Annotated in this window: 20 protein-coding genes and 1 tRNA gene; 16 read left to right on the forward strand and 5 right to left on the reverse strand. The window is 58.3% G+C overall.

The window, feature by feature from the left end:
• The coding region (locus BM152_RS17100; RefSeq protein WP_139222532.1) for an integrase core domain-containing protein at positions 1–312 on the forward strand (312 nt) is incomplete at its 5' end.
• Between the two features lie 153 nt (positions 313–465).
• On the opposite strand, the gene BM152_RS17105 is transcribed toward BM152_RS17100, so the two are convergent.
• Positions 466–552 (reverse strand) — tRNA-Leu (locus tag BM152_RS17105).
• A gap of 143 nt (positions 553–695) precedes the next feature.
• On the opposite strand from BM152_RS17105, the gene BM152_RS17110 reads away from it, so the two are divergent.
• The gene (locus BM152_RS17110) at positions 696–1,682 is read left to right on the forward strand and encodes a complex I NDUFA9 subunit family protein (protein ID WP_066604031.1); all 987 of its coding nucleotides are present in this window, start codon (positions 696–698) and stop codon (positions 1,680–1,682) included.
• A gap of 66 nt (positions 1,683–1,748) precedes the next feature.
• On the opposite strand, the gene BM152_RS17115 is transcribed toward BM152_RS17110, so the two are convergent.
• On the reverse strand, positions 1,749–2,552 hold the full coding sequence (locus BM152_RS17115) for an undecaprenyl-diphosphate phosphatase (RefSeq protein ID WP_066603966.1): 804 nt from the start codon (positions 2,550–2,552) through the stop codon (positions 1,749–1,751).
• 228 nt (positions 2,553–2,780) lie between these two features.
• Here BM152_RS17115 and BM152_RS17120 point away from each other — a divergent pair, with 228 nt between their 5' ends.
• The 6 genes from BM152_RS17120 (at position 2,781) to BM152_RS17145 (ending at position 12,506) form a co-directional block, all read left to right on the forward strand.
• Complete coding sequence (locus BM152_RS17120) at positions 2,781–4,214, forward strand: NAD(P)-dependent oxidoreductase (RefSeq protein ID WP_066603970.1); 1,434 nt, start codon at positions 2,781–2,783, stop codon at positions 4,212–4,214.
• Between the two features lie 144 nt (positions 4,215–4,358).
• Positions 4,359–8,894 (forward strand): glutamate synthase large subunit, encoded by a 4,536-nt coding sequence (gene gltB / locus BM152_RS17125; RefSeq protein WP_066603973.1) that lies wholly within the window; start codon positions 4,359–4,361, stop codon positions 8,892–8,894.
• Between the two features lie 102 nt (positions 8,895–8,996).
• The gene (mtgA, locus tag BM152_RS17130) at positions 8,997–9,713 is read left to right on the forward strand and encodes a monofunctional biosynthetic peptidoglycan transglycosylase (RefSeq protein WP_066603979.1); all 717 of its coding nucleotides are present in this window, start codon (positions 8,997–8,999) and stop codon (positions 9,711–9,713) included.
• A gap of 50 nt (positions 9,714–9,763) precedes the next feature.
• Complete coding sequence (fzlA, locus tag BM152_RS17135; RefSeq protein WP_066603982.1) at positions 9,764–10,429, forward strand: FtsZ-binding protein FzlA; 666 nt, start codon at positions 9,764–9,766, stop codon at positions 10,427–10,429.
• A gap of 79 nt (positions 10,430–10,508) precedes the next feature.
• Positions 10,509–11,549 carry a tRNA epoxyqueuosine(34) reductase QueG gene (gene queG, locus BM152_RS17140; RefSeq protein ID WP_066603984.1) on the forward strand — a complete coding sequence of 347 codons (1,041 nt, stop codon included), beginning with the start codon at positions 10,509–10,511 and terminating at the stop codon, positions 11,547–11,549.
• Between the two features lie 39 nt (positions 11,550–11,588).
• Positions 11,589–12,506, forward strand: coding sequence for a DMT family transporter (locus BM152_RS17145; protein ID WP_066603987.1), 918 nt, complete (start codon positions 11,589–11,591; stop codon positions 12,504–12,506).
• A 15-nt stretch (positions 12,507–12,521) separates the two neighbouring features.
• Here the strand turns inward: BM152_RS17145 and BM152_RS17150 are convergent, their stop codons facing one another.
• Together BM152_RS17150 and BM152_RS17155 are read right to left on the reverse strand one after the other, a co-directional pair.
• Positions 12,522–13,022: a hypothetical protein gene (locus tag BM152_RS17150; RefSeq protein WP_066603989.1), complete on the reverse strand. Its 501-nt coding sequence runs from the start codon at positions 13,020–13,022 to the stop codon at positions 12,522–12,524.
• A gap of 72 nt (positions 13,023–13,094) precedes the next feature.
• Positions 13,095–13,964 (reverse strand): branched-chain amino acid aminotransferase, encoded by an 870-nt coding sequence (locus BM152_RS17155; RefSeq protein ID WP_066603992.1) that lies wholly within the window; start codon positions 13,962–13,964, stop codon positions 13,095–13,097.
• A 178-nt stretch (positions 13,965–14,142) separates the two neighbouring features.
• Here BM152_RS17155 and BM152_RS17160 point away from each other — a divergent pair, with 178 nt between their 5' ends.
• The 6 genes from BM152_RS17160 to BM152_RS17185 all read left to right on the forward strand — a co-directional run bounded on the left by BM152_RS17160 (position 14,143) and on the right by BM152_RS17185 (position 19,792).
• Positions 14,143–14,655, forward strand: coding sequence for a MarR family winged helix-turn-helix transcriptional regulator (locus BM152_RS17160; RefSeq protein ID WP_066603993.1), 513 nt, complete (start codon positions 14,143–14,145; stop codon positions 14,653–14,655).
• The gene (locus BM152_RS17165) at positions 14,630–15,355 is read left to right on the forward strand and encodes a response regulator (RefSeq protein WP_066603995.1); all 726 of its coding nucleotides are present in this window, start codon (positions 14,630–14,632) and stop codon (positions 15,353–15,355) included. The genes BM152_RS17160 and BM152_RS17165 overlap by 26 nt, the downstream gene beginning before the upstream one ends.
• Before the next feature lie 80 nt (positions 15,356–15,435).
• Positions 15,436–15,678 (forward strand): exodeoxyribonuclease VII small subunit, encoded by a 243-nt coding sequence (locus BM152_RS17170; protein ID WP_066603998.1) that lies wholly within the window; start codon positions 15,436–15,438, stop codon positions 15,676–15,678.
• Positions 15,678–16,544, forward strand: coding sequence for a polyprenyl synthetase family protein (locus tag BM152_RS17175; protein WP_066604001.1), 867 nt, complete (start codon positions 15,678–15,680; stop codon positions 16,542–16,544). The genes BM152_RS17170 and BM152_RS17175 overlap by 1 nt, the downstream gene beginning before the upstream one ends.
• A gap of 14 nt (positions 16,545–16,558) precedes the next feature.
• Positions 16,559–18,487 carry a 1-deoxy-D-xylulose-5-phosphate synthase gene (dxs, locus tag BM152_RS17180; RefSeq protein ID WP_066604004.1) on the forward strand — a complete coding sequence of 643 codons (1,929 nt, stop codon included), beginning with the start codon at positions 16,559–16,561 and terminating at the stop codon, positions 18,485–18,487.
• A 114-nt stretch (positions 18,488–18,601) separates the two neighbouring features.
• The gene (locus BM152_RS17185; protein WP_066604007.1) at positions 18,602–19,792 is read left to right on the forward strand and encodes an MFS transporter; all 1,191 of its coding nucleotides are present in this window, start codon (positions 18,602–18,604) and stop codon (positions 19,790–19,792) included.
• 17 nt (positions 19,793–19,809) lie between these two features.
• Here the strand turns inward: BM152_RS17185 and BM152_RS17190 are convergent, their stop codons facing one another.
• Positions 19,810–20,676: an SDR family oxidoreductase gene (locus BM152_RS17190; RefSeq protein ID WP_066604010.1), complete on the reverse strand. Its 867-nt coding sequence runs from the start codon at positions 20,674–20,676 to the stop codon at positions 19,810–19,812.
• 150 nt (positions 20,677–20,826) lie between these two features.
• Here BM152_RS17190 and BM152_RS17195 point away from each other — a divergent pair, with 150 nt between their 5' ends.
• Positions 20,827–22,311, forward strand: coding sequence for an AMP nucleosidase (locus BM152_RS17195; RefSeq protein WP_066604013.1), 1,485 nt, complete (start codon positions 20,827–20,829; stop codon positions 22,309–22,311).
• Positions 22,312–22,446: 135 nt separating this feature from the next.
• A complete protein-coding gene (locus BM152_RS17200) occupies positions 22,447–22,734 on the forward strand; it encodes an HU family DNA-binding protein (RefSeq protein WP_066604017.1) in 288 nt (95 codons plus the stop codon).
• Positions 22,735–22,822: the final 88 nt, after the last annotated feature.

Here is a 22,822-nt window from a genome sequence, read left to right on the forward strand (position 1 = left end):
GGATCTCAGTTCACGTCCTTCGCCTGGACCGACCGGCTCCGCCGATCCGGCGTGCGTATCTCAATGGATGGGAAGGGCCGCTACCTGGACAATATCTTCATTGAGAGGCTCTGGCGAACCCTGAAATACGAGTGTGTCTACCTGCATGCTTGGGAGACCGGATCAGAAGCGAAGGCAGGCATCCGGAAATGGATGACCTTTTACAACAACCAACGCCCACACTCAGCCCTTGGCGGCAGGCCGCCAGCCGTGGTCTATTGGCTGAGAAATGACAGAACACAACCCGATCAGCAGGAGCAGAGAGTAGCTTAATTTACGCCAGATCCTGTCCAACAAATGGGGAGTAGCTCATCGTGATTTTTAAGGTGCCTCGGTAAATTTGGGCTGAGCGATCTGAAGTGTTGGAATGTCTGAGGTGTAAAAGCCTAAAAATCTGACTTTTTGCCTATATTAATATTGGGAAAATGGTGCCCAGAAGAGGACTCGAACCTCCACGTCCATACAGACACCAGCACCTGAAGCTGGCGCGTCTACCAATTCCGCCATCTGGGCACAGATGTCGTGAGGCAGCGATGTAATGGTGAACGCGGATGGTGTCAACGGCGTTTTTGAGGTTTTTGCGATGAGCAATAGCGTCTTGTTCATTTCCGCGCTAAAAGCTAAGGAAAAGCGACAATTTGGCATTGGAGATGCAGATGACGAAATTGGTCACCATCTATGGCGGCGCTGGCTTTGTCGGGCGATATATCGCCCGTCGTATGGCAAAGGAGGGTTGGCGTGTTCGCGTTGCAGTGCGCCGTCCCAATGAGTCGCTTCATGTGAAGCCCTACGGGGCGGTCGGTCAGGTCGAGCCGGTATTTTGCAACATTCGCGATGATGAGTCGGTGCGCGCTGCGATGGTCGGCGCGGATGCTGTTGTGAACTGTGTTGGCGTTTTGACGGAACGCGGTAAGAACTCCTTTTCTGCCGTGCAGGCCGAAGGAGCGGGGCGCGTCGCGCGACTGGCGGCCGAGCAGGGTGTTGCCCGAATGGTTCATCTGTCAGCGATTGGTGCGAATACCGATTCGGCGTCGGAATATGCGCGGAGCAAGGCCGAGGGTGAAGCCGGGGTGCTTGAGCCTTTCCCAAATGCGGTGATCCTGCGTCCGTCGGTGATCTTCGGGCAGGAAGATGCGTTCTTTAACCGTTTCGGCAAAATGGCAGAGAAGAATATGATCTTACCGCTTGTTGGCGGGGATACGAAATTTCAGCCGGTTTATGTCGATGATGTTGCTCGCGCCGCTGTGGCTGGTGTGTTGGGGCAGGCTGAGGCTGGCGTGTATGAGCTGGGCGGGCCGGATGTGGATACGCTCAAAGGGCTTATGGGTGATATGCTCGAAGCCATTCACCGCAAGCGTTTGATTGTCAATCTGCCGTTCTGGGTTGGTAATCTTATGGCAACGGGCTTCTCGGTGCTTCAATTCCTGACGCTCGGATTGTTCCACAATGGCGTGCTGACGCGTGATCAGGTGAAGAACCTCAAGGTAGACAATGTCGTTTCTGAGGGGGCAAAAGGTTTTGCTGACCTCGGGATCAAGCCGACTGCGTTGCAAGCGGTTCTGCCTGATTACATGTGGATCTATCGTCCGTCCGGTCAGTATGATGCCATTCGCGAAAGCGCAAAGAACCTTCGCAATATCTGATTTTTCAGAGATTCGGGTATGAGGGCGCGTCCTGCGGGGCGCGCTTTTTATTTTATGAATAGTGCCTTAGCTATAGGATATGGCCAGAAGGGCAAGGCCGAGCAGCACGCGGTAAATCACATACGGCGTAAAACTTACCGATTTGAGCAGGCGCATCATCAGGATCAGGGCAAGAAGGGCTGCGACAAAGGCGAAGGCCGCGCCGATTGCTGCGTCTTTCAGCATCGCCCAATCCGCCTCGCCAATGACTTCTGCTCCCAATAGAATGCCCGAGGCCATAATGGTTGGGATCGACATGAGCATGGCGATCTTGGCGCCGTCTTGGCGTGTGTATCCCATCGCGCGCGCGCCTGTGATGGTGATGCCGGAGCGTGATGTGCCGGGGATAAGGGCGATGGCTTGCCATAGGCCCAGTTTGACCGCGTCTTTCAGAGACCAGTCGGCTTCTGTTTTGGTTTCGGGTCCTTTTTGATCGAACCAATAGAGCACAATGCCAAAGATGAGCATGGTCCAGCCGATGACGGTCGGGCTGCGCATGGCGTCCGATAGGCCCGTGACTTTGAGGATGAGGCCGATCACGATCACGGGGAATGTGGCAACGAGAAGTAGAAAGGCGAGTTTCGAGCCGGGCGTGTCTGTTTTTCCGGTGAGCATTCTCGGGGTACCAGCCAGTCCGATGCGGACGTCGCGCCAGAAATAGAGGATGACTGCTCCAAGCGTGCCGATGTGAACGGCGACATCTATGGCTTGTCCCTGATCCTGCGCGCCCATGACGAGCGGCAAGAGAATCAGGTGGCCGGAGGAAGAAACCGGGAGAAATTCGGTGATGCCCTGCACGATCGCAACGACAAGTAGATAGAACAGGCTCATAACAACTCCTTAACGATCTCTCACTAAGAAAGCATAAACGTATGTGGAATCAATAAGAAGGATATTATTAGGTAAGTATATGTGACATAAATTGAGGCGCAGCTACGGGGCGCGCAGGCTTGAGCTAAGCAAAAATCGAAAAATAAGACAGCACTTCTGACTTTTCTTTTTTCCAAACTCCTTATAATGAGGGGCGAACTCATAACCAACCTTCGGAGATGTGGTGTCATGGCGAAAGAGCCGATGCTCAAATTCGTGTCGGTAGGCAGGGACATGCCAACCAAGCGGGACGCGGAAGATCGGAAAGACGATTTTCTGGAAATCTACGGCGAATTCGTCGAAGCCAAGGCTGAAGAACAGGCTTCGCGCTGTTCGCAGTGCGGTGTGCCTTTTTGTCAGGCCCATTGCCCCTTGCACAACAATATCCCAGACTGGCTGCGACTGACCGCCACCGGACGGCTGAAAGAGGCTTTCGAACTGTCTCAGGCCACCAATTCCTTCCCCGAAATCTGTGGCCGTATCTGCCCGCAGGACCGTCTGTGTGAAGGTAATTGCGTGATCGAACAATCCGGCCACGGCACGGTGACGATTGGTTCTGTCGAGAAATACATCACCGATACCGCGTGGGAAGAGGGCTGGGTCGAACTTATCAAGCCCGCCGTCGAACGCGAAGAAAGCGTTGGTATCATCGGCTCCGGTCCGGGTGGTCTGGCTGCGGCCGACCGTCTGCGCCGTGCGGGACTCAAGGTCACCGTTTACGAACGTTCCGACCGCGCCGGTGGCTTGATGATGTATGGTATTCCGGGGTTCAAACTGGAAAAAGACATCGTTTTGCGGCGTGCGAAACAGCTTGAAGACTCGGGTGTTGAATTCGTGCTGAATTGCAATGTCGGGGAAGACATCTCCTTCGATGCGATCCGTGGCAAACATGACGCCGTTCTGATTGCAACAGGCGTGTACAAATCCCGTGATCTGAAAGGGCCGGGGGCCGGTGCTGAAGGGATCGTGAAAGCGATTGACTACCTCACCTGTTCCAACAAGGTTGGTTTCGGGGATGATGTCGAGGAATATCAAAACGGCGAATTGAATGCCGAAGGCAAGAAGGTTGTCGTGATCGGCGGCGGGGACACGGCGATGGACTGTGTGCGCACCGCAATCCGTCAGGGCGCGACCTCCGTGAAATGTCTTTATCGCCGCGACCGCGCCAACATGCCGGGCTCGCAGCGCGAGACACAAAATGCCGAGGAAGAAGGCGTTGAATTTGTTTGGCTTTCCGCGCCGAAAGGCTTTGTGGGCGATCCGGTCACAGGCGTGATGGTGCAGAAAATGCGCCTCGGCGCACCTGACGCTTCGGGGCGGCAAACGCCTGAGGTGATCGAGGGGGCCGATTATGTCGAAGAGGCCGATCTGGTCATCAAGGCTCTCGGTTTCGAGCCGGAAGACCTGCCCGAACTTTGGGGCGTGAACGATCTGGAAGTGACCCGCTGGGGCACGGTTATGGCCGATTTCCAGACCCATGCGACCAACCTCGAAGGTGTCTATGCCTGTGGCGACATCCAGCGCGGGGCTTCGCTTGTGGTCTGGGCGATCCGCGATGGCCGTGAGGCCGCCGATGCGATGGTCGCCTATCTCGATCAGAGCGCGGCCGTGGCAGCCGAATGAGTTCGCTCGGGGCGCTTTGAAGCGGTCGGCAACACGTCGGACAAGTGTCGGACATTTGTCGGGCACACCTTCGGCTCCCCCGAGACGGAAGTTTTCTAAAAGGACAACAGTCCTGACCCACCAGATGAAGGAAGGGTTAATACCATGACAAAGTTTGATGCAAACTGGGCCGCCCGCGAAGAGGCAAAACGCCAGTGGATGGCGGAGCACGGGCTGTTCCGCGAAGATGATGAACATTCCTCCTGCGGCGTGGGGCTTGTGGTCTCCGTCGACGGGAAGAAATCCCGCAAGGTCGTAGAGAACGGCATCGCGGCGCTCAAAGCGATCTGGCACCGTGGTGCTGTGGACGCGGACGGCAAGACCGGTGACGGTGCCGGTATCCACGTCCAGATCCCGCACCACTTCTTTGGCGATCAAATCCGCCGCACGGGTCACGAAGCGCGCCATGACGAACTTCTGGCCGTGGGTCAGGTCTTTCTGCCGCGCACGGATTTCGGCGCACAAGAGACCTGCCGGACCATCGTGGAGAGCGAAGTGCTCCGCATGGGGTATTACATCTACGGCTGGCGCCACGTTCCGGTGAACACGGAATGTCTGGGCGAAAAAGCCAACGCGACACGGCCCGAAATCGAACAGATTCTCATCTCCAACTCCAAGGGCGTGGATGAAGAGACCTTCGAGCGCGAACTCTATGTGATCCGTCGTCGGATCGAAAAGGCCGCACAGGCCGCTGGCGCGCGCGACCTCTATATCTGTTCGCTGTCCTGCCGCTCGATTATCTACAAAGGTATGATGCTCGCGGAGCAGGTGGCTGTGTTCTATCCGGACCTGATGGACGAACGCTTCGAGTCCGCTTTTGCGATCTACCACCAACGTTATTCCACCAACACTTTCCCGCAGTGGTGGTTGGCCCAGCCGTTCCGCATGTTGGCGCATAACGGCGAGATCAACACGCTCAAAGGCAATACCAACTGGATGAAGTCGCACGAGATTCGCATGGCGTCTTCGACTTTTGGTGACATGGCCGAGGACATCAAACCGATCATTCCGCAAGGCTCCTCCGACTCCGCAGCCCTTGATGCGGTGTTTGAAGTGCTGGTGCGCGCGGGACGCTCCGCGCCGATGGCGAAAACCATGCTGGTGCCGGAAGCCTGGTCCAAAAACGCCGAAGAACTGCCGCAAGCGTGGCGCGACATGTATTCCTATGTGAACTCCGTGATGGAGCCGTGGGATGGTCCGGCCGCACTTGCCATGACCGATGGCCGCTGGGTCTGTGCCGGTCTCGACCGCAACGGCCTGCGTCCGATGCGCTATGTGGTGACAGGCGACGGGCTTGTGATCGCAGGGTCCGAGGTGGGCATGGTGCCGACCGACGAGGCGACTGTTGTGGAAAAAGGCGCACTTGGTCCGGGGCAGATGCTGGCCGTGGATATGGCCGAAGGCAAACTTTACCACGACATGGAGATCAAAAACCGTCTGGCCAATTCCCAACCCTTCAGCGATTGGGTCGGTAAAATTGTTGATCTGGAAAAGGAATTGTCTGGCATTGACGAAACGCCGATCTTCTCCGGTTCCGAGCTGAAAAAGCGTCAGATCGCGGCGGGATATACGATCGAAGAACTGGAGCAAATTCTTGCGCCGATGGCGGAAGATGGCAAAGAGGCGCTGGCCTCGATGGGGGATGATACGCCCTCTGCGGTTCTGTCGAACAAATACCGTCCGTTGAGCCATTTCTTCCGTCAGAACTTCTCGCAGGTTACCAACCCGCCGATTGACTCCCTGCGCGAATATCGCGTGATGTCGCTCAAGACGCGGTTCGGCAACCTCAAGAACGTGCTCGACGAGGACAGCAGCCAGACCGAGATTCTCGTGTTGGACAGCCCCTTTGTCGGCAATGCGCAATTCGACGCGCTCAAGACGCATTTTAATGCGCCGATGACGGAAATCGATTGTACCTTCCCTGTGAATGGCGGGCCGAATGCTCTGCGTGAAGGGCTGGACCGTATTCGCGCCGAGGCCGAAGAAGCCGTGCGCTCCGGCGGGGGGCACATCATTCTGAGCGACAAGAAGCAGAATGAAGAGAAAATAGCGATGCCGATGATCCTTGCGACTTCGGCGGTGCATAGCTGGCTGACGCGCAAGGGGCTGCGGACCTTCTGTAGCCTTGGTGTGCGTTCTGCGGAATGTATTGATCCGCATTATTTCGCGGTGCTGATCTCCTGCGGTGCGACTATTGTGAACGCCTATCTGGCCGAGGATTCGCTTGCGGACCGGATCGAGCGCGGGCTGCTGGATTGCACGCTGACCGAAGCTGTGGAACGCTACCGCGCCGCTGTGGATGCGGGTCTGTTGAAGATCATGGCGAAGATGGGGATTTCGGTGATTTCCTCCTATCGCGGCGGTCTGAATTTCGAGGCTGTGGGTCTGTCCCGTGCGATGGTCAACGAATTCTTCCCGGGGATGCACAGCCGGATTTCCGGTATCGGCGTCGGTGGCATTCAGCACAAGCTGGAAGCCGTGCACAAACAGGGCTGGCTTGGTGGCAACACCCTGCCGATCGGGGGCTTTTACAAGTCGCGCAAGACGGGCGAGACCCATGCGTGGGAAGCGCAGTCGATGCATATGCTGCAATCGGCCTGTGACCGTGCGTCCTACGAGATGTGGAAGCAATATTCCGCGAAGATGCAGTCCAACCCGCCGATCCATTTGCGCGATCTGCTGGACTTCAAACCGCTTGGCAAACCGGTGCCGATCGAAGAGGTGGAATCGATCACGTCGATCCGCAAACGCTTTGTGACGCCGGGGATGTCTCTGGGCGCGCTCTCGCCCGAGGCGCACCGCACGCTGTCCATCGCGATGAACCGGATCGGGGCGAAATCCGACTCCGGTGAGGGCGGCGAATCGCCGGATGATTTCACGCCGGAACCCAATGGCGACAATGCCTCGGCCAAGATCAAACAGGTGGCGTCGGGCCGTTTCGGTGTGACGGCAGAATACCTGCTCCATTGTGAAGAGCTGGAGATCAAGGTCGCTCAGGGTGCGAAACCGGGTGAGGGTGGTCAACTTCCGGGGATGAAGGTCACAGACCTCATTGCCAAGCTGCGGCACTCGACCAAAGGCGTGACGCTGATCTCGCCTCCGCCGCACCACGACATCTACTCCATCGAAGACCTCGCGCAGCTCATCTATGATCTGAAACAGATCAACCCGAAGGCGAAAGTCACGGTGAAACTCGTGGCCTCCTCCGGTGTGGGCACGATTGCCGCAGGTGTGGCCAAGGCGAAAGCGGATATCATCCTGATTTCCGGCCACAATGGCGGCACGGGGGCATCGCCTGCGACGTCGATCAAATTCGCAGGTCTGCCGTGGGAAATGGGCCTTACCGAGGCGCATCAGGTGCTTGCCATGAACAACCTGCGCGAGCGTGTGACGCTGCGCACGGATGGCGGTTTGCGCACGGGGCGTGATATTGTCATGGCCGCGATGCTGGGCGCCGAGGAATACGGTATCGGCACCGCCGCGCTCATTGCGATGGGCTGTATCATGGTGCGTCAGTGTCAGTCGAACACCTGCCCTGTGGGCGTGTGCACGCAAGACGACGACCTGCGGGCGAAGTTCACCGGCAATGCCGATAAGGTTGTGAACCTCATCACCTTCTATGCGCAGGAAGTGCGTGAGCTTCTGGCCTCTTTGGGGGCGCGCAGCATCGACGAAGTCATCGGTCGTGCCGACCTTCTGACGCAGGTCTCCCGTGGCTCGGCCCATCTCGACGATCTCGATCTGAACCCGCTTCTGATCACCGTCGATGGCTCTGACAAAATCGTTTATGACCGCTCCAAGCCGCGCAACGCGGTGCCGGATACGCTGGATGCGCAAATCGTCTCGGATGCGGCGCGGTTCCTCAACGAAGGCGAAAAGATGCAACTGTCCTACGCGGTGCAGAACACGCTGCGGACCATCGGGACACGCACATCGAGCCATATCGTGTCGAAATTCGGTATGCGCAACAACCTCCAGTCGGATCACCTGACCGTCAAGCTCACCGGCTCTGCAGGTCAGTCGCTCGGTGCTTTTGCGGCTCCGGGGCTCAAGATCGAAGTGTCCGGCGATGCCAACGACTATGTGGCCAAAGGTCTGTCAGGTGGGACCGTTGTGGTGCGTCCGCCGATGCATTCGCCGCTCGTCGCCGATCAGAACACGATCATCGGCAACACGGTGCTTTACGGTGCGACGGATGGCTACCTCTTTGCGGCGGGCCGCGCGGGCGAGCGTTTCGCGGTGCGGAACTCCGGTGCGAAAGTTGTGATCGAAGGGTGTGGTTCCAACGGGTGTGAATACATGACCGGCGGGATCGCTGTGATCCTTGGCAAGATTGGCGCAAACTTCGGGGCCGGTATGACTGGCGGTATGGCCTATCTCTACGATCCGGACGGATTGGCCAACGAGCTCATCAACCACGAGACGCTTGTGACCTGTTCGGTCGGGGTGGATCATTGGGAGAACGAGCTGAAGGGCCTCATCGAGCGCCACGCCACGGAAACCCATTCGATCAAGGCCAAAGAAATCCTCGATCACTGGGAAGAGGAAAAAGGCAATTTCCTTCAGGTCTGCCCGAAAGAGATGCTCGTGCACCTGCCCGTTCCGCTCACCTTGGAACAGGGCGCGATTCCCGCCGAGTGAAGTTGACATAAACACTGCTTAAAAGCCCCCGTTTCGGGGGCTTTTTCCTTGCGCTGTCACTAAGGCTTGACCTTGCAGCGCTCTCTATGCTTCCTCAGCATCATGGCAAGAAAGAGCAAGAAAAAGACCAAACCGGCAGGACCGGGCTTTCTGCGGCGTTTGCGGCGACGTATTCTGCGCGCAGCCCTTGCGGTTGTGGCGCTCGTCTTTCTCTGGATTCTGGCCTATTCCGTTCTCCCCGTTCCCGGCACGTTCTACATGGTGGCGGAAGGAAGTCGTCAAGGCGCTTCGGTGGACTATCAATGGACGCCGATGGATCGCATATCCCCCAATCTCGCGCGCGCTGTTGTCGCGGCGGAGGATGCCAATTTCTGCAATCATTGGGGCTTCGACCTTGCCGCGATCCGCTCCGCCATCTCGGCGGGCGGTCAACGCGGCGCGTCCACGATCAGCCAGCAGACAGTGAAAAACACCTTTCTCTGGCACGGGCGCAGCTGGCCGCGAAAGGCGCTTGAGGCGATGATTACGCCGGTGGTCGAACTGACATGGAGCAAAACGCGTATTCTCGAAGTCTATCTGAATATCGCGGAATTCGACACGGGTGTGTTCGGTGTCGAGGCGGCGTCGCGTCACTATTTCGGGGTCGGGCCGGAGGAGATCAGTTTGCGGCAGGCCGCGCAACTTGCGGCTGTCTTGCCCGCGCCGAAGGACCGCAATGCCGGTGCGCCGGGGCCATTCGTTCGGCGGAGAGCCGCGCAGATCATGGATGGGGCGGCCACAATTGCGCGAGATGGGCGCTCATCCTGTTTCGAGCATTGAACTGCCCGCAACCTTGCGGCAAGTAGAAGAAAAATTCGCGAGTAGAAATAATGATCCGTCTGTACCACGTCCCCCTCTCCCCGTTTTGTCGCAAGGTCCGTCTGGTTCTTGCGGAAAAGAAGATCGAGGTGGAACTGGTCGAGGAGCGGTATTGGGAACAGGATCCCGATTTCATGCGCCGGAATCCTGCCGGAAAGGTGCCGGTTCTGCGGATCGACGATATGAACCTCGCGGAAAGCACGCCGATTTGTGAATATCTCGAAGAACGCTACCCCAACCCGACCCTGATGCCGAAAGACGCTGAAGGGCGCTATGAGGTGCGGCGTTTGATGGCGTGGTTCGATGACAAGTTCCATCACGAAGTGACGTCGAAGCTGCTTTACGAGCGGGTGAATCGCAAGCTGATGAAGTCGGGCTATCCGGTGGCTGCCAATGTCAAATCCGGTTCGAAAGCGATCAAATATCACCTTGATTACATGGCGTGGCTTCTGGACCGGCGGCGCTGGTTGGCGGGGGATGCCATGACACTGGCGGATTTCGCGGCGGCGGCGCATTTGTCGGCGCTGGATTACACGTCGGATGTGGATTGGAACCGCCATGAGGTCGTGAAGGACTGGTATGCCAAGATCAAATCGCGTCCGGCCTTCCGCTCGCTTCTGGCCGATCATGTGCCGAGCTTCCCGCCGCCGGAACATTACGCCGATCTCGATTTCTAAAGGCGGGGGGCTGTGTGGCCCCCTTGTTCTTTTGGCGATTCCGCCTGAGGATATTTTCCGACAGAAGAAAGGGTTTTGAGTGGCCGGCTTGGACAAGGAAACCGTGCGCGCGCGTGCTTTGGAGGAAGGCTTCTCCAAGGCCTCTTTCGGGCGTCCGGATATTCCCGAGGCGATGGAGCGGCTCAAGGCTTTTGTGGCCGAGGGGCGGCACGGGCAGATGGGCTGGATGGCAGAGCGTATGCACTGGCGCGGTGATCCGTCGGCGCTCTGGCCCGAGGCGAAATCCGTCATCATGCTGGCGGAGGCCTATACACCGGAAGAAGACCCGATGGAGGCCGTAAACAGACCCGAATCCGGCGCAATTTCGGTTTATGCGCGCAATCGCGACTATCATGACATCGTCAAGAAACGGCTCAAACGTCTGGGGCGCTGGCTGATCGAACAGGCGGGAACGGAGACGGAGATCAAGGTGTTCGTCGATACCGCCCCTGTGATGGAAAAGCCCTTGGCGGCAAAGGCGGGGTTGGGCTGGCAGGGCAAGCACACCAATCTGCTCTCGCGGGATCTGGGCAACTGGTTCTTTTTGGGCGCGATCTTCACCACGGTGGATTTCGACCCTGATCCACCTGAAAACGAGCGGTGCGGGTCATGTCGGGCCTGTCTTGATGCCTGTCCGACGGAAGCTTTTCCGGCGCCTTATCAAATCGATGCGCGGCGTTGTGTGTCCTATCTGACGATCGAGCATCACGGGCCGGTGGATGAGGAATTGCGCGGCAAGCTGGGAAACCGGATTTACGGCTGTGACGATTGTCTGGCGGTCTGCCCTTGGAACAAGTTTGCGGTTGCGGCGAAAGAGATCCGCTTTTCCGCACGCGACGACCTGATTTCACCGCCGCTTGAGGCCTTGGCGCAACTTGACGATGCGGCGTTTCGGGCGAAGTTCTCAGGTTCTCCGATCAAGCGCATCGGGCGGGACCGCTTTGTACGCAACGTGCTCTATGCCATCGGAAATTCCGGCTCGCCGGAGTTGCGGGCCGTGGCGGAGAAGCTGTGCGAAGATGCCGATGCCACGGTGCGCGATGCTGCTCAATGGGCCGTTGCGCGACTGACGAACTCGTGAGAATTTGAACGTATTCCCGATTTGTTTGGAGATTTTCGGATGAACCCGTTTCGCGGCATTGGTTTGAAACTCGCTTCTGTTACCTGTTTTGTGGTGATGGCGGCGCTGATCAAGGCGGCGAGTGATGAGGTGCCCGCCGGAGAGGCTGTGTTCTTCCGCTCTTTCTTTGCGCTGCCGATCATCTTTATCTGGCTGGTGCAGCGGGGCGAGTTCCTTGCCGGTTTGCGGGTCCAGTCCCCGATGGGCCATGTCTGGCGCGGCATGATCGGGGCGAGTGCGATGTTTCTGAACTTCTTTGCGCTGGGGCTTTTGCCTTTGCCGGAAGCGACGGTCATCGGCTATGCGGCCCCTTTGCTTCTGGTGGTTTTTGCAGCCATGTTCGCCGGAGAAGACGTGCGCCTGTTCCGGTTTTCGGCAGTCTTTGCCGGTCTCGTCGGGGTGGTGATCGTGATGATGCCGCGGATCACGGTGCTTCACGGCGTGCCTGATCCGAAAGAACAGCTTGGCGCGATGGTGGCCTTGGGCGGGGCCTGTCTGGCGGCGATCGTGCAACTGCATGTGCGCAATATGGTGAAGACGGAAACAACGACTTCTATCGTGTTCTGGTTCTCCATGTCCTGCACCGTGGCGGCTCTTGTGACCATTCCGTTCTCTCCGTGGGTCATGCCGAGCGCGCTTGCCTGCACCTTGCTGATTCTGTCGGGGCTGGTCGGCGGCGTGGCGCAGGTGTTTCTGACCTCCTGCTATCGCTATGCGGATGCCTCTTTGCTGGCACCGTTCGATTATGCCTCAATGCTTCTGGCGCTGATCATCGGTTATGTGTTCTTTGACGAAATCCCGACGCCCGCGATGATTGTCGGGGCGGTTATTGTGATTTCCGCAGGTGTGGCAATTATCCTTCGCGAAAGGGCGCTGGGGCTCAATGCGGCACGTCGCAAGAAATCCGACGCTTTGTAAGCGGATCAAGGTCGCTCAGTTGGTCAGTCGTTGCCAGAACCCGTTGCGGTCCAAGCTGTCCCGCCTCTCCTGTTCCTTTGCCATAGCCTTGCGTCGGGCGACCACCATGTGCGCGGCCTCTGTAGCGGCAAGCACCCCTTCCGCCGCGCGGGCCTCGGGAAACGGGCCGATCCGGCTTTCCCCGACGAGATAGGTGATGCGCACTTCCGAACTTTCGGGACTATGTCGGAACTTGACCTGCACCTCGGCGTTCAGACGGGAAAAAGCCGTTTCGAGCGCGGTTTGATAGGTGGCCTCAGTGGAAGCTGTGCGGGCCTTTCCGCCGATCTCAACGAGAGCGACAATCAGGCTTTTGTCCTCGATCTGGCCCGCTTCGATCAGCCGTTCGAGCGTGATCGCCAGAGGGCGCAGGGAGGGGTTTCCCGTGATCAGATAGGCGACCAGCATCAGCACCGCCGGTGTCACGATGAACACGGTGATCAGGATGATGAGAATGCTATCTTTGCGACGGATCACGGTATGCCTCCTGCCAGTCTGATAGGGGAGACTGGCAGAAAGCTCTTACTTTATGGTTAAAGCGCGTCGCGATCAGCTCCGGACCAGTTTTTCGTAATCTTCGGAAATCTCGCGGGTCAGCGCGCCGACTTCGAACATATAGTCACCGATCTGGCCGACAGGTGTGACTTCGGCGGCGGTTCCGGTGAGGAAACACTGTTCGAAACCTTCAAGCTCTTCGGGCAGGATCCGGCGCTCATGCACGGTGACGCCCTTGTCCTTGAGCATTGCGATGACGGTCTGACGGGTGATGCCGTTCAGAATGGCGTCGGGAATCGGGGTGTGCACTTCGCCGTCCTTGACGAAAAAGATGTTCGCACCGGTCGCCTCGGCCACATAACCGCGATAGTCCATGAACAGCGCATCGGAACAGCCTTTGGCTTCGGCGGCGTGTTTCGACATGGTGCAGATCATATAGAGACCGGCGGCTTTTGCAGCGGTGGGGATGGTCTCCGGCGACGGGCGTTTCCATTTCGCGATGTCGAGCTTGGCGCCCTGCATCTTGGCGTCGCCGTAATAGGCACCCCATTCCCACGCTGCGACAGCCATACGCACGGGGTTCTTGTTGGCGGCAACCCCCATGTCCTCGCCCGCGCCGCGCCATGCCAACACGCGGACATAGGCATTGTCCCAGCCATTGGCCTTGAGCACGTCGTATTTTGCTTTTTCGATTTCCTCGACAGAGTAGGGAATCGGCATGTCGAGCGCCTTGCCGGAGGCGATCAGACGTTCGGAGTGTTCGACAGATTTGAAAATCGTGCCGTTGTAGCACCGCTCGCCCTCAAACACGGCAGAGGCGTAATGCATGGCGTGGGTCAGAATATGCACCTTGGCATCGCGCCAGTCGACGAGTGTCCCGTCCATCCAGATGTATCCGTCGCGATCTTCGTAGCTGCCCGCCATGGGTCTCTCCTTTTTAGTCTCTTTATGTCGTTGCGCTTTTCGTGAAGTTGCGCTGCGCGTGTATTTTGGGGACGATTATTGCGCCAAATCCTGATTTCGCTATCAATTCATTCTTGGAATGTCAACAAGGCTGACTTAAACTGAGGGTTGATCAAGAGATTTGTGAACGAGGCGGAATATGGCGGACGGAAAAGCTGGTGGAACGAAAAGCGGGGAAGCTCTGCTCTTTCTGACGGATGAACAGCTTCGCAAGGGGATCGAAGCGATGTTCTTTGCCTATCGCGGCTTCACCGCTGATCCCGACCGCATTCTGGAAGAGCACGGCTACGGACGGGCGCATCACCGTGCGTTGCACTTTATCGCCCGCGCGCCCGGCACCAATGTGAACAACCTTCTGGGCATTCTGGGGGTGACCAAACAATCCCTGAACCGTGTCCTGAGAACCCTGATTGATGACGGGTTGGTGGAGAGTCGGATCGGTGTTCAGGACAAGCGCGAGCGACATCTCTATTTGACGGAGACAGGTAAAATCCTTGAAGGTGAAATTGCCGAGGTGCAAAGGGCGCGGATGCGTGCGGCGTATCGTAAGGCAGGACATGAAGCAGTGTCCGGGTTCCGGCGCGTGCTTGAAGCGATGATGGACCCGGATCAGACAGAGTTTTTCAATGCTCTGTCAGGGAAGGAGGACTAGGTTGGGCTCGGAGATTCACCTTCTGATCGTCGATGATGACGAGCGGATTCGCGGCTTGTTGCAAAAGTTTTTGATCCGCCACGGGTTTTGTGTGACGGCGGCACGCGATGCGGCTCATGCGCGGCGGTTGTTGGCGGGGCTTGAGTTCGATCTGATCGTGCTTGATGTGATGATGCCCGGCGAGGACGGGATCAGCCTGACGCGGGATTTGCGCCAAACGCTGAGCACGCCGATCCTGTTGCTGACGGCCAAGGGCGAGACCGAGGACCGCATTACCGGTCTTGAGGCAGGGGCGGATGATTATCTCGCCAAGCCTTTCGAGCCGAAGGAGCTGCTTTTGCGGATCAATGCCGTGTTGCGCCGGATGCCGCAGGTCGAGGAGGTCGAGGCCGGACCGAAATATCTGCATATGGGGCGGTTCCGCTATGATGTGGAGCGCGGTGAACTGTGGGAGGGCGAGCAGTCCGTGCGGCTCACCGGCACCGAGTCGCAACTCATGAAGATTTTCGTTGCCGCTGCCGGAGAGCCTGTGTCGCGGGCGGAGCTGGTGGAGCGGCTCGGGCGCGATGGCGGACAGGCGCAGGAGCGCGCCGTAGATGTCCAGATCACCCGCTTGCGCCGCAAACTCGAAGATGACCCGCGCCAGCCACGCTATCTTCAGACCGTGCGCGGGGCGGGATATATGCTGACCCCCGAGTAAAGCCGTTTTGCGCGAAAGTGAAACTGGCCTTTCCTGCCGGTTTTCCTGTATGCAGAGGGCAAAGCAATCGGGAGAAAAGCATGAGCGATACGCCGGTCAACGAGATGTCTTTTGAAACGGCTATGGCCGAATTGAATGAGGTTGTGAGCAAACTCGAACGCGGGGATGTCGCGCTTGAGGATAGCATTGCGCTCTATGAACGCGGGGCCAAGCTCAAGGCGCATTGCGAGGCCAAACTCAAGGACGCCGAGGAAAAGGTCGAAAAGATCACAGTCGGGCCGGACGGAGCCGCGACGGGCACGACCAAGGCCGAAGGTGTCTGATGCAAGACAGGTTGGCGCGCTGCAAAGAGGCGGTTTCTGCCTGTTTTGACACTGTATTTGCACCGCTCGGCTCCATGCCGGTCGAAGAGGGGATGCGGTATGCGCTTACGGGCGGGAAACGTCTGCGGGCCTTTCTGGTGATGGAGGGCGCGGCGCTTCATGGCGTGCCGGTGGAGCGTTCCGTCTGGGCCGCTGCGGCGATTGAGGCGCTTCATGCCTACAGCCTTGTGCATGATGATTTGCCCTGCATGGATGACGACGACCTGCGTCGCGGCCAGCCGACCGTCCACAAGCGTTGGGACGAGGCGACTGCGGTGCTTGTCGGAGATGCTTTGCAGACACTGGCCTTCGAGCTTCTGACGCGGCCTGAAATGGAGGTTTCAAGCCGGATCCGGGTCGAATTGATCGCCTCTCTCGCCACGTCTTCCGGTGTGCAGGGGATGGTTCTGGGACAGGCGCAGGATATTGCCGCCGAGACTTCGGCTGTTCCGCTTGATCTGCAAGAGATCACCGTGTTGCAAGGCAACAAGACCGGTGCGCTGATCGAATGGTCGGCGCGGGCGGGTGCGCTTCTTGGCGGTGGTGATCCGGTGGCTCTGGGCCAGTATGCCACGGCGCTGGGCCTTGCCTTCCAGATTCAGGACGACATTCTCGACGTTGAGGGTGATGTTGCAAAAACCGGCAAGGCCGTGGGCAAGGATGCCGATGCGGGGAAGGCGACTTTCGTTTCCCTTCTGGGGCTTGAAGGGGCAAAGTCCCGCGCGAATACACTGGTCGAGGAAGCCTGTGCGGCGTTGAGCCCCTATGGATCACGCGCCGAGCCCTTGCGAGCCCTCGCCCGCTTCGTTATTTCGCGGGAAACCTGAGAAAGCGAGACGCCATGTCCGACCGCCCAGCAACACCCACCCTTGATCGCGTCAATGTTCCGGCCGATCTCAAGGCCCTGTCCGATGCCGAACTCAAGAGACTGGCCCATGAGTTGCGGCAGGAAACCATTTCTGCTGTCTCCGTGACGGGCGGGCATCTGGGGGCCGGTCTGGGTGTAGTCGAGTTGACCGTGGCCCTGCACGCGGTGTTTGATGCGCCCAAGGATCGTCTGATCTGGGATGTGTCGCACCAGTGTTACCCGCATAAAATCCTCACCGGACGCCGCGACCGGATTCGGACCCTGCGCACCGAGGGCGGGCTGTCCGGCTTTACCAAACGTTCCGAAAGCCCTTATGACCCGTTCGGCGCGGCGCATAGTTCGACCTCGATCTCTGCGGCGCTGGGCTTTGCCGTGGCGCGTGATCTGGGCGGAGCGCCGGAATACGGGATCGGTGATGCGATTGCGGTGATCGGGGATGGCTCCATGTCGGCAGGCATGGCGTTTGAGGCGATGAACAATGCGGGCCATTTGGGCAAGCGGTTGATCGTCATTCTCAACGACAACGAAATGTCCATCGCGCCGCCCACGGGGGCGCTCTCGTCCTATCTGACCCGCCTTTATGCCGGCGAACCGTTTCAGGATCTGAAAGCCGCAGCGAAAGGGGCCGTTTCCCTCCTGCCGCATCCGTTTCAGGAAGGGGCCAAACGCGCCAAGGAAATGCTCAAGGGCATGACCATCGGCGGCACGCTCTTTGAGGAGCTTGGCTTTTCCTATGTCGGTCCGGTCGACGGGCATGATCTGGACCAGTTGTTGAGCGTGCTGCGCACGGTGAAATCCCGCGCGACGGGGCCGATTCTGATTCATGCGATCACCAAGAAGGGCAAAGGCTATGCCCCTGCCGAAGGGCGGCCTGACAAGGGGCACGCCACCGCGAAGTTCGACGTGGTGACTGGTGAGCAGAAAAAGGCCAAGTCCAACGCGCCATCCTACACCAAGGTCTTTGCGCAGGCTTTGATTCAAGAGGCCGAAACGGATGACAAAATTGTCGCCGTGACCGCAGCGATGCCGGACGGGACGGGGCTTGACCTCTTTGCCGAACGCTTTCCGGCGCGGTGTTTTGATGTAGGCATTGCCGAGCAGCATGGTGTGACCTTTTCCGCAGGGATGGCGGCTGGCGGGATGAAGCCGTTCTGCGCCATGTATTCGACCTTTTTGCAACGTGGCTACGATCAGGTTGTCCATGATGTTGCGATCCAGCGCCTGCCGGTGCGGTTCGCGATTGACCGTGCAGGTCTGGTCGGTGCCGATGGCGCGACCCACGCGGGGTCTTTTGACATTGCGTTTCTGAGCAACCTGCCGGGCATGGTGGTCATGGCCGCCGCCGACGAGGCGGAGTTGAAACATATGGTTGCCACAGCCGTGGCGCATAACGAGGGACCGATTGCCTTCCGTTATCCACGCGGCGAAGGCGTGGGTGTCCAGATGCCGGAGCGGGGCGAGGTGCTGGAGATCGGCAAGGGGCGCGTGGTGCGCGAAGGCTCGCGGGTGGCGCTTTTGTCTTTCGGCACGCGGCTTGAACCGGCGTTGAAAGCGGCGGAGAACCTCGCGGCCAAGGGGATTTCCTGCACGGTTGCGGATGCCCGTTTTGCCAAGCCTCTGGACCATGATCTGATCCGCGATCTGGCAGCCAATCACGAGGCGCTGATTACGCTTGAAGAGGGCGCGATTGGTGGATTCGGCTCGCACGTTGCGGATTTCCTTGCCGAAGAAGGCGTCTTCGATCGCGGGTTCAAATTCCGCTCCATGACCCTGCCGGACAGTTTCATTGATCAGGCCAGCCCTGAAGCAATGTATGCCATCGCAGGGCTGAACACGCCGGATATTGAAGCCAAGGTTCTCTCGGTTCTGGGCATTTCGGATCTCTCCAGCAAACGCGCGTGACATTCGGCCTGCCGGTTTGTGCAAGGCGGGTATGATGTCGGTGGTGCACGCGGTCCCTTGATCCTTCTGCCCGAATAGCCGAAGTCACGGGCGTCTTCCTTTCAGGATATAATCATGGTTTCCATATCCACCGTCTCTACCGGCACGCGTCCGGGAATTGTGCTTTTCGCGCTGGCGCTCGGCGGCTTTGCAATCGGCACGAGTGAATTTGCTACGATGAGCCTTTTGCCGTTTATGGCGCAGGGGCTTGGCATTGACGAAGCTACGGCGAGTCGGTTGATCTCGGTCTATGCGCTCGGTGTGGTTGTCGGCGCGCCTTTGATTGCGGTGGCGGCGGCCCATATCGAGCGGCGTCTGTTGTTGGTCGGGTTGATGGGGATGTTCTGCTTTACGCATCTTCTGTCCGCCTTCGCGCCGAGCTATCAACTGATGCTGTGGGGACGGTTTCTCAGCGGGATGCCCCACGGGGCCTATTTCGGTGTGGCCGCTTTGATGGCAGCCTCTCTGACTGGTCCTCACCAACGTGGCAAGGCGGTTGCACGTTTGATGCTTGGTCTTACGATTGCGACCATTGTCGGGGTGCCCTTTGCCAATGTTTTGGGGCAGACCGTTGGCTGGCGCTGGGCCTTTGCCTTGGTGAGTGTGTTGGCCGCTGTGACGGCGGTGATGATCCTTGTTTTTGCGCCGCAATCGGCCAAGAGCGGAGAATCGAATGCCTTGCAGGAACTCGGCGCGCTCAAGAATCGGCAGGTGTTGCTGACGCTGTGGTGCGGGGCCATCGGGTTCGGCGGTTTCTTTGCCTTTTATACATATCTGGCTTCGACCCTGATCGACGTGACACAGGTGCATGAGGCGAGCATTCCCTTTTACCTTGCCCTGATGGGCGTGGGGATGACGCTTGGCACGTTGCTGGCGGGGTGGGCTGCGGATCGGGCACTGAACTTTTCGGTTTTTGCGACCTTGGGCGTCAACATCGTCCTGATGCTGCTGTTCCCGCTGATCGCCGCGCAACCCTATGCGATGGCGGGGCTGGTGCTGGCCTTGGGGATGGCGAACGGCTATCCGCTCTTGCTGCAAACGCGGCTTATGGATGTGGCCCGCGATGCACAGTCCCTTGCCGCCTCCTTGCACCATGCGGCGTTCAATGCGGCCAATGCTTTGGGTCCGTTCGTGGCCTCGATCTATATTGCCAAGGGCCACGGCTTCACCTCGGCGGGTTATGTCGGCGCCGCGCTGACCTTTGGCGGGGTTGTGCTCTATACGATTACGTTGCTGGACTACCGGCGGTCATGGCGGGGGCGGTAAAGCCCTTGCGACTGGGTTTACTGATCCAGCGCCAAAAGTGCCTTTAGGCCGGTTTTGTAGTCGGGATAGATCAGCTTGACGCCCAGCCGGTTTTTCATCCGGTCGTTGCGCACCTTTTTGTTCTCGGCATAAAAGCTGCGGGCCATAGGGGACATCTCTGCGGTTTCAAAGGGTTCGACCGGAGGCAGAGGAAGCCCCAAGAGTTCGGCGGCATAGCCGATCACATCTTCGGGCGGGGCCGGAAGATCATCGCAAATATTGTAAGTTCCGCCGGTTTCGGGTCGATTGATCGAGGCTTCCAGCGCTTGTGCGATGTCTTCAACATGGATGCGGGAAAAGACCTGACCCTGTTTGACGATTCTGCGCGCGGTTCCGGCGCGGACTTTGGCAAAGGGGCCGCGCTCTGGTCCATAGATGCCTGCGAGTCTGAAAATGGAAAGATTCAGGTTCAAATCCAGCGCAACCTGCCGCCAGTCCGCTTCCGCCTGCATTCGCATGACGCCGCGTTTTGTGCTGGGGGTAAGGGGTGTTTTCTCGTCCACCCAATCACCGCCATGATCGCCATAGACGCCCGTGGTGGAGAGGTATCCGACCCATTCAAGTGTCGGGGCGGCCTCTTTCAGCACATCACGATAGTCCCGCAGAAAGGGATCGCCCTGTGCATCGGGGCCTGCGGAAATCAACAGATGGCTGGCTCCGGCGAGGCGCGGGGGTAACGGGTCGGTGCCTAGCAGAACAGGCTGCACGCCCGCACTGTCAAATTGCTGTGCCTTGGCGGTGTTACGGGTGGTTCCGACAATGTCCCATCCTTGCGGGATGAGAGACCGCGCCAGCATTTGCGCACTATAGCCATGGCCGAAGGAAAACAATTTGGGGCGTGTCATCTCGTCTCTTCCTCTTGCCCTGTCTGGGGGCCTTGCGTCTGTGCCGGAGTTGGTCTCAAGTGAGGGCAACAGAGACCCGAATGCAAGCGGACCCAAATCTGTGCTTCTCTGGCATATTGATAGGGGGCTTGCCGGAAAGAGGATATAAAAATGAACAGCAGTTTGAAAAGCCTGACCCTTGAGACCACGCCGCCGCGCGATACACGGAGCTTTTCCGATCCGGCGGCTGCGGTGGACTATCTTGAGGAATTGTATTTCGAGGCTTGCTCTTTCCTGACCGAGAAATTCTCGCGCGTCGCCGCAGGGGCGGAACCGGAGGCGCGGTATCGGGCCTTTTATCCGGAGATCCGCGTTGCCACGACCTCATATGCCGCGATGGACAGCCGTTTGTCCTTTGGCCATGTGGCGAAACCGGGGGAGTATTCGACGACGATCACGCGGCCCGACCTGTTTCGGAACTATCTCAAGCAACAGATTTCGCAAATCCTGCGCAATCATGGTGTGCAGGTTCAGGTCGGCGTCTCCGAAACGCCGATGCCGGTGCATTTTGCCGTCGCCAATGACGAGAACATCACCGTGCCTCAGGAAGGTGCGATGACCTATCCTTTGCGCGATATTTTCGACGTGCCGGATTTGACGACCACACATGACGACATCGTCAATGGCCTCGGCTATACACATGAGGACGGGTCGGGCGCTCTGGCGCCTTTCACAGCACAGCGGATTGACTATTCGCTCGCGCGTCTGTCGCATTACACTGCGACCGATGCGGTTCATTTCCAGAACCATGTCCTGTTTACGAACTATCAGTTCTATGTCTCCGAATTCGAGGCCTATGCCCGCACGCAACTGGCCGATCCGAAGAGCGGCTACACCAGCTTTGTCTCCACCGGAAATATCGAGATCACCTCTGCGGACGAAGAGATTCCGCCTACCACTAAGACGCCGCAGATGCCGACCTACCACCTCAAGCGGGCAGACGGGTCCGGTATTACGCTTGTGAATATCGGGGTTGGCCCGTCGAATGCGAAGACTGCGACCGACCATATCGCCGTGCTGCGTCCACATGCGTGGATCATGGTCGGGCATTGTGCCGGATTGCGTAATTCCCAGCGGCTCGGAGATTTCGTTCTGGCCCATGCCTATCTGCGCGAGGATCATGTGCTGGATGATGATTTGCCGGTCTGGGTGCCGATCCCTGCGCTGGCGGAGATCCAGACCTCCCTCGAAGATGCGGTCGCACAGGTGACGGAGCTAGAGGGTTATGAGCTGAAGCGGATTATGCGGACCGGCACCGTGGCGACGATCGACAACCGGAACTGGGAACTCAGGGACCAGTCCGGCCCCGTGCAACGCCTGTCGCAATCCCGCGCCATTGCGCTTGATATGGAAAGCGCGACCATCGCGGCGAACGGGTTCCGGTTCCGCGTGCCCTACGGGACGCTTCTATGTGTGTCGGACAAGCCGCTGCACGGGGAGTTGAAGCTGCCTGGAATGGCCTCTGATTTCTATAAATCACAGGTGTCGCGGCACCTTTTGATCGGCATTCGTTCTATGGAATTGCTTCGTGAAATGCCTATTGAACGCATCCATAGCCGGAAATTGCGCTCTTTCGAGGAAACCGCATTCCTGTAATTGGGGGTTTTTCGCCCAAAATAGCGGAAAATGCAGGATATACGCACACTAACCGTTGTAGGGCTCCGCAAATTTCGCTTAGAAATGCGCGATAACCCCCTAATCCAAGGGGGGCCGTACGAGGAGTATACAGACATGACGAAACCGATGACCAAAACCCAGCTCGTGGCCGCACTCGCCGAAGAGATGGATTCTGACAAAAAATCCGCCGCTGCTGCGCTCGAAGCGATCACTGCGCTGATCACGCGCGAAGTTTCTGCCGGTGGTGCTGTGACCCTTCCGGGTGTTGGCAAAATCTATTGCCGCGAACGTCCCGAGCGTATGGTGCGCAACCCGCAAACGGGTGAGCAGATGAAGAAAGAAGCCGACAAGGTTGTGAAAATGACCATTGCAAAAGCGCTGAAAGATAGCGTGAACGGCTAAGTTTCGTTCCCAGTTTTTTGAAAAGGGTCGCGCATGTCGCGGCCCTTTTTGCATGAGGCATCAGGATACGGTTGTCTTGTGCAATTCC

It is taken from the genome of Celeribacter halophilus, from assembly GCF_900114135.1.
Classification (GTDB): Bacteria; Pseudomonadota; Alphaproteobacteria; order Rhodobacterales; family Rhodobacteraceae; genus Celeribacter; species Celeribacter halophilus.

What these genes read in the sequence shown, in the direction of transcription:
- BM152_RS17200 (WP_066604017.1), top strand. Translation starts at nt 22,447, where the DNA reads ATGACGAAACCGATGACCAAAACCCAGCTCGTGGCCGCACTCGCCGAA.
- BM152_RS17190 (WP_066604010.1), bottom strand. Translation starts at nt 20,676, where the DNA reads ATGACACGCCCCAAATTGTTTTCCTTCGGCCATGGCTATAGTGCGCAA.
- BM152_RS17195 (WP_066604013.1), top strand. Translation starts at nt 20,827, where the DNA reads ATGAACAGCAGTTTGAAAAGCCTGACCCTTGAGACCACGCCGCCGCGC.
- BM152_RS17165 (WP_066603995.1), top strand. Translation starts at nt 14,630, where the DNA reads ATGCTCTGTCAGGGAAGGAGGACTAGGTTGGGCTCGGAGATTCACCTT.
- BM152_RS17175 (WP_066604001.1), top strand. Translation starts at nt 15,678, where the DNA reads ATGCAAGACAGGTTGGCGCGCTGCAAAGAGGCGGTTTCTGCCTGTTTT.
- BM152_RS17185 (WP_066604007.1), top strand. Translation starts at nt 18,602, where the DNA reads ATGGTTTCCATATCCACCGTCTCTACCGGCACGCGTCCGGGAATTGTG.
- BM152_RS17155 (WP_066603992.1), bottom strand. Translation starts at nt 13,964, where the DNA reads ATGGCGGGCAGCTACGAAGATCGCGACGGATACATCTGGATGGACGGG.
- BM152_RS17170 (WP_066603998.1), top strand. Translation starts at nt 15,436, where the DNA reads ATGAGCGATACGCCGGTCAACGAGATGTCTTTTGAAACGGCTATGGCC.
- BM152_RS17110 (WP_066604031.1), top strand. Translation starts at nt 696, where the DNA reads ATGACGAAATTGGTCACCATCTATGGCGGCGCTGGCTTTGTCGGGCGA.
- BM152_RS17115 (WP_066603966.1), bottom strand. Translation starts at nt 2,552, where the DNA reads ATGAGCCTGTTCTATCTACTTGTCGTTGCGATCGTGCAGGGCATCACC.
- BM152_RS17145 (WP_066603987.1), top strand. Translation starts at nt 11,589, where the DNA reads ATGAACCCGTTTCGCGGCATTGGTTTGAAACTCGCTTCTGTTACCTGT.
- mtgA (WP_066603979.1), top strand. Translation starts at nt 8,997, where the DNA reads ATGGCAAGAAAGAGCAAGAAAAAGACCAAACCGGCAGGACCGGGCTTT.
- BM152_RS17120 (WP_066603970.1), top strand. Translation starts at nt 2,781, where the DNA reads ATGGCGAAAGAGCCGATGCTCAAATTCGTGTCGGTAGGCAGGGACATG.
- fzlA (WP_066603982.1), top strand. Translation starts at nt 9,764, where the DNA reads ATGATCCGTCTGTACCACGTCCCCCTCTCCCCGTTTTGTCGCAAGGTC.
- gltB (WP_066603973.1), top strand. Translation starts at nt 4,359, where the DNA reads ATGACAAAGTTTGATGCAAACTGGGCCGCCCGCGAAGAGGCAAAACGC.
- dxs (WP_066604004.1), top strand. Translation starts at nt 16,559, where the DNA reads ATGTCCGACCGCCCAGCAACACCCACCCTTGATCGCGTCAATGTTCCG.
- BM152_RS17160 (WP_066603993.1), top strand. Translation starts at nt 14,143, where the DNA reads ATGGCGGACGGAAAAGCTGGTGGAACGAAAAGCGGGGAAGCTCTGCTC.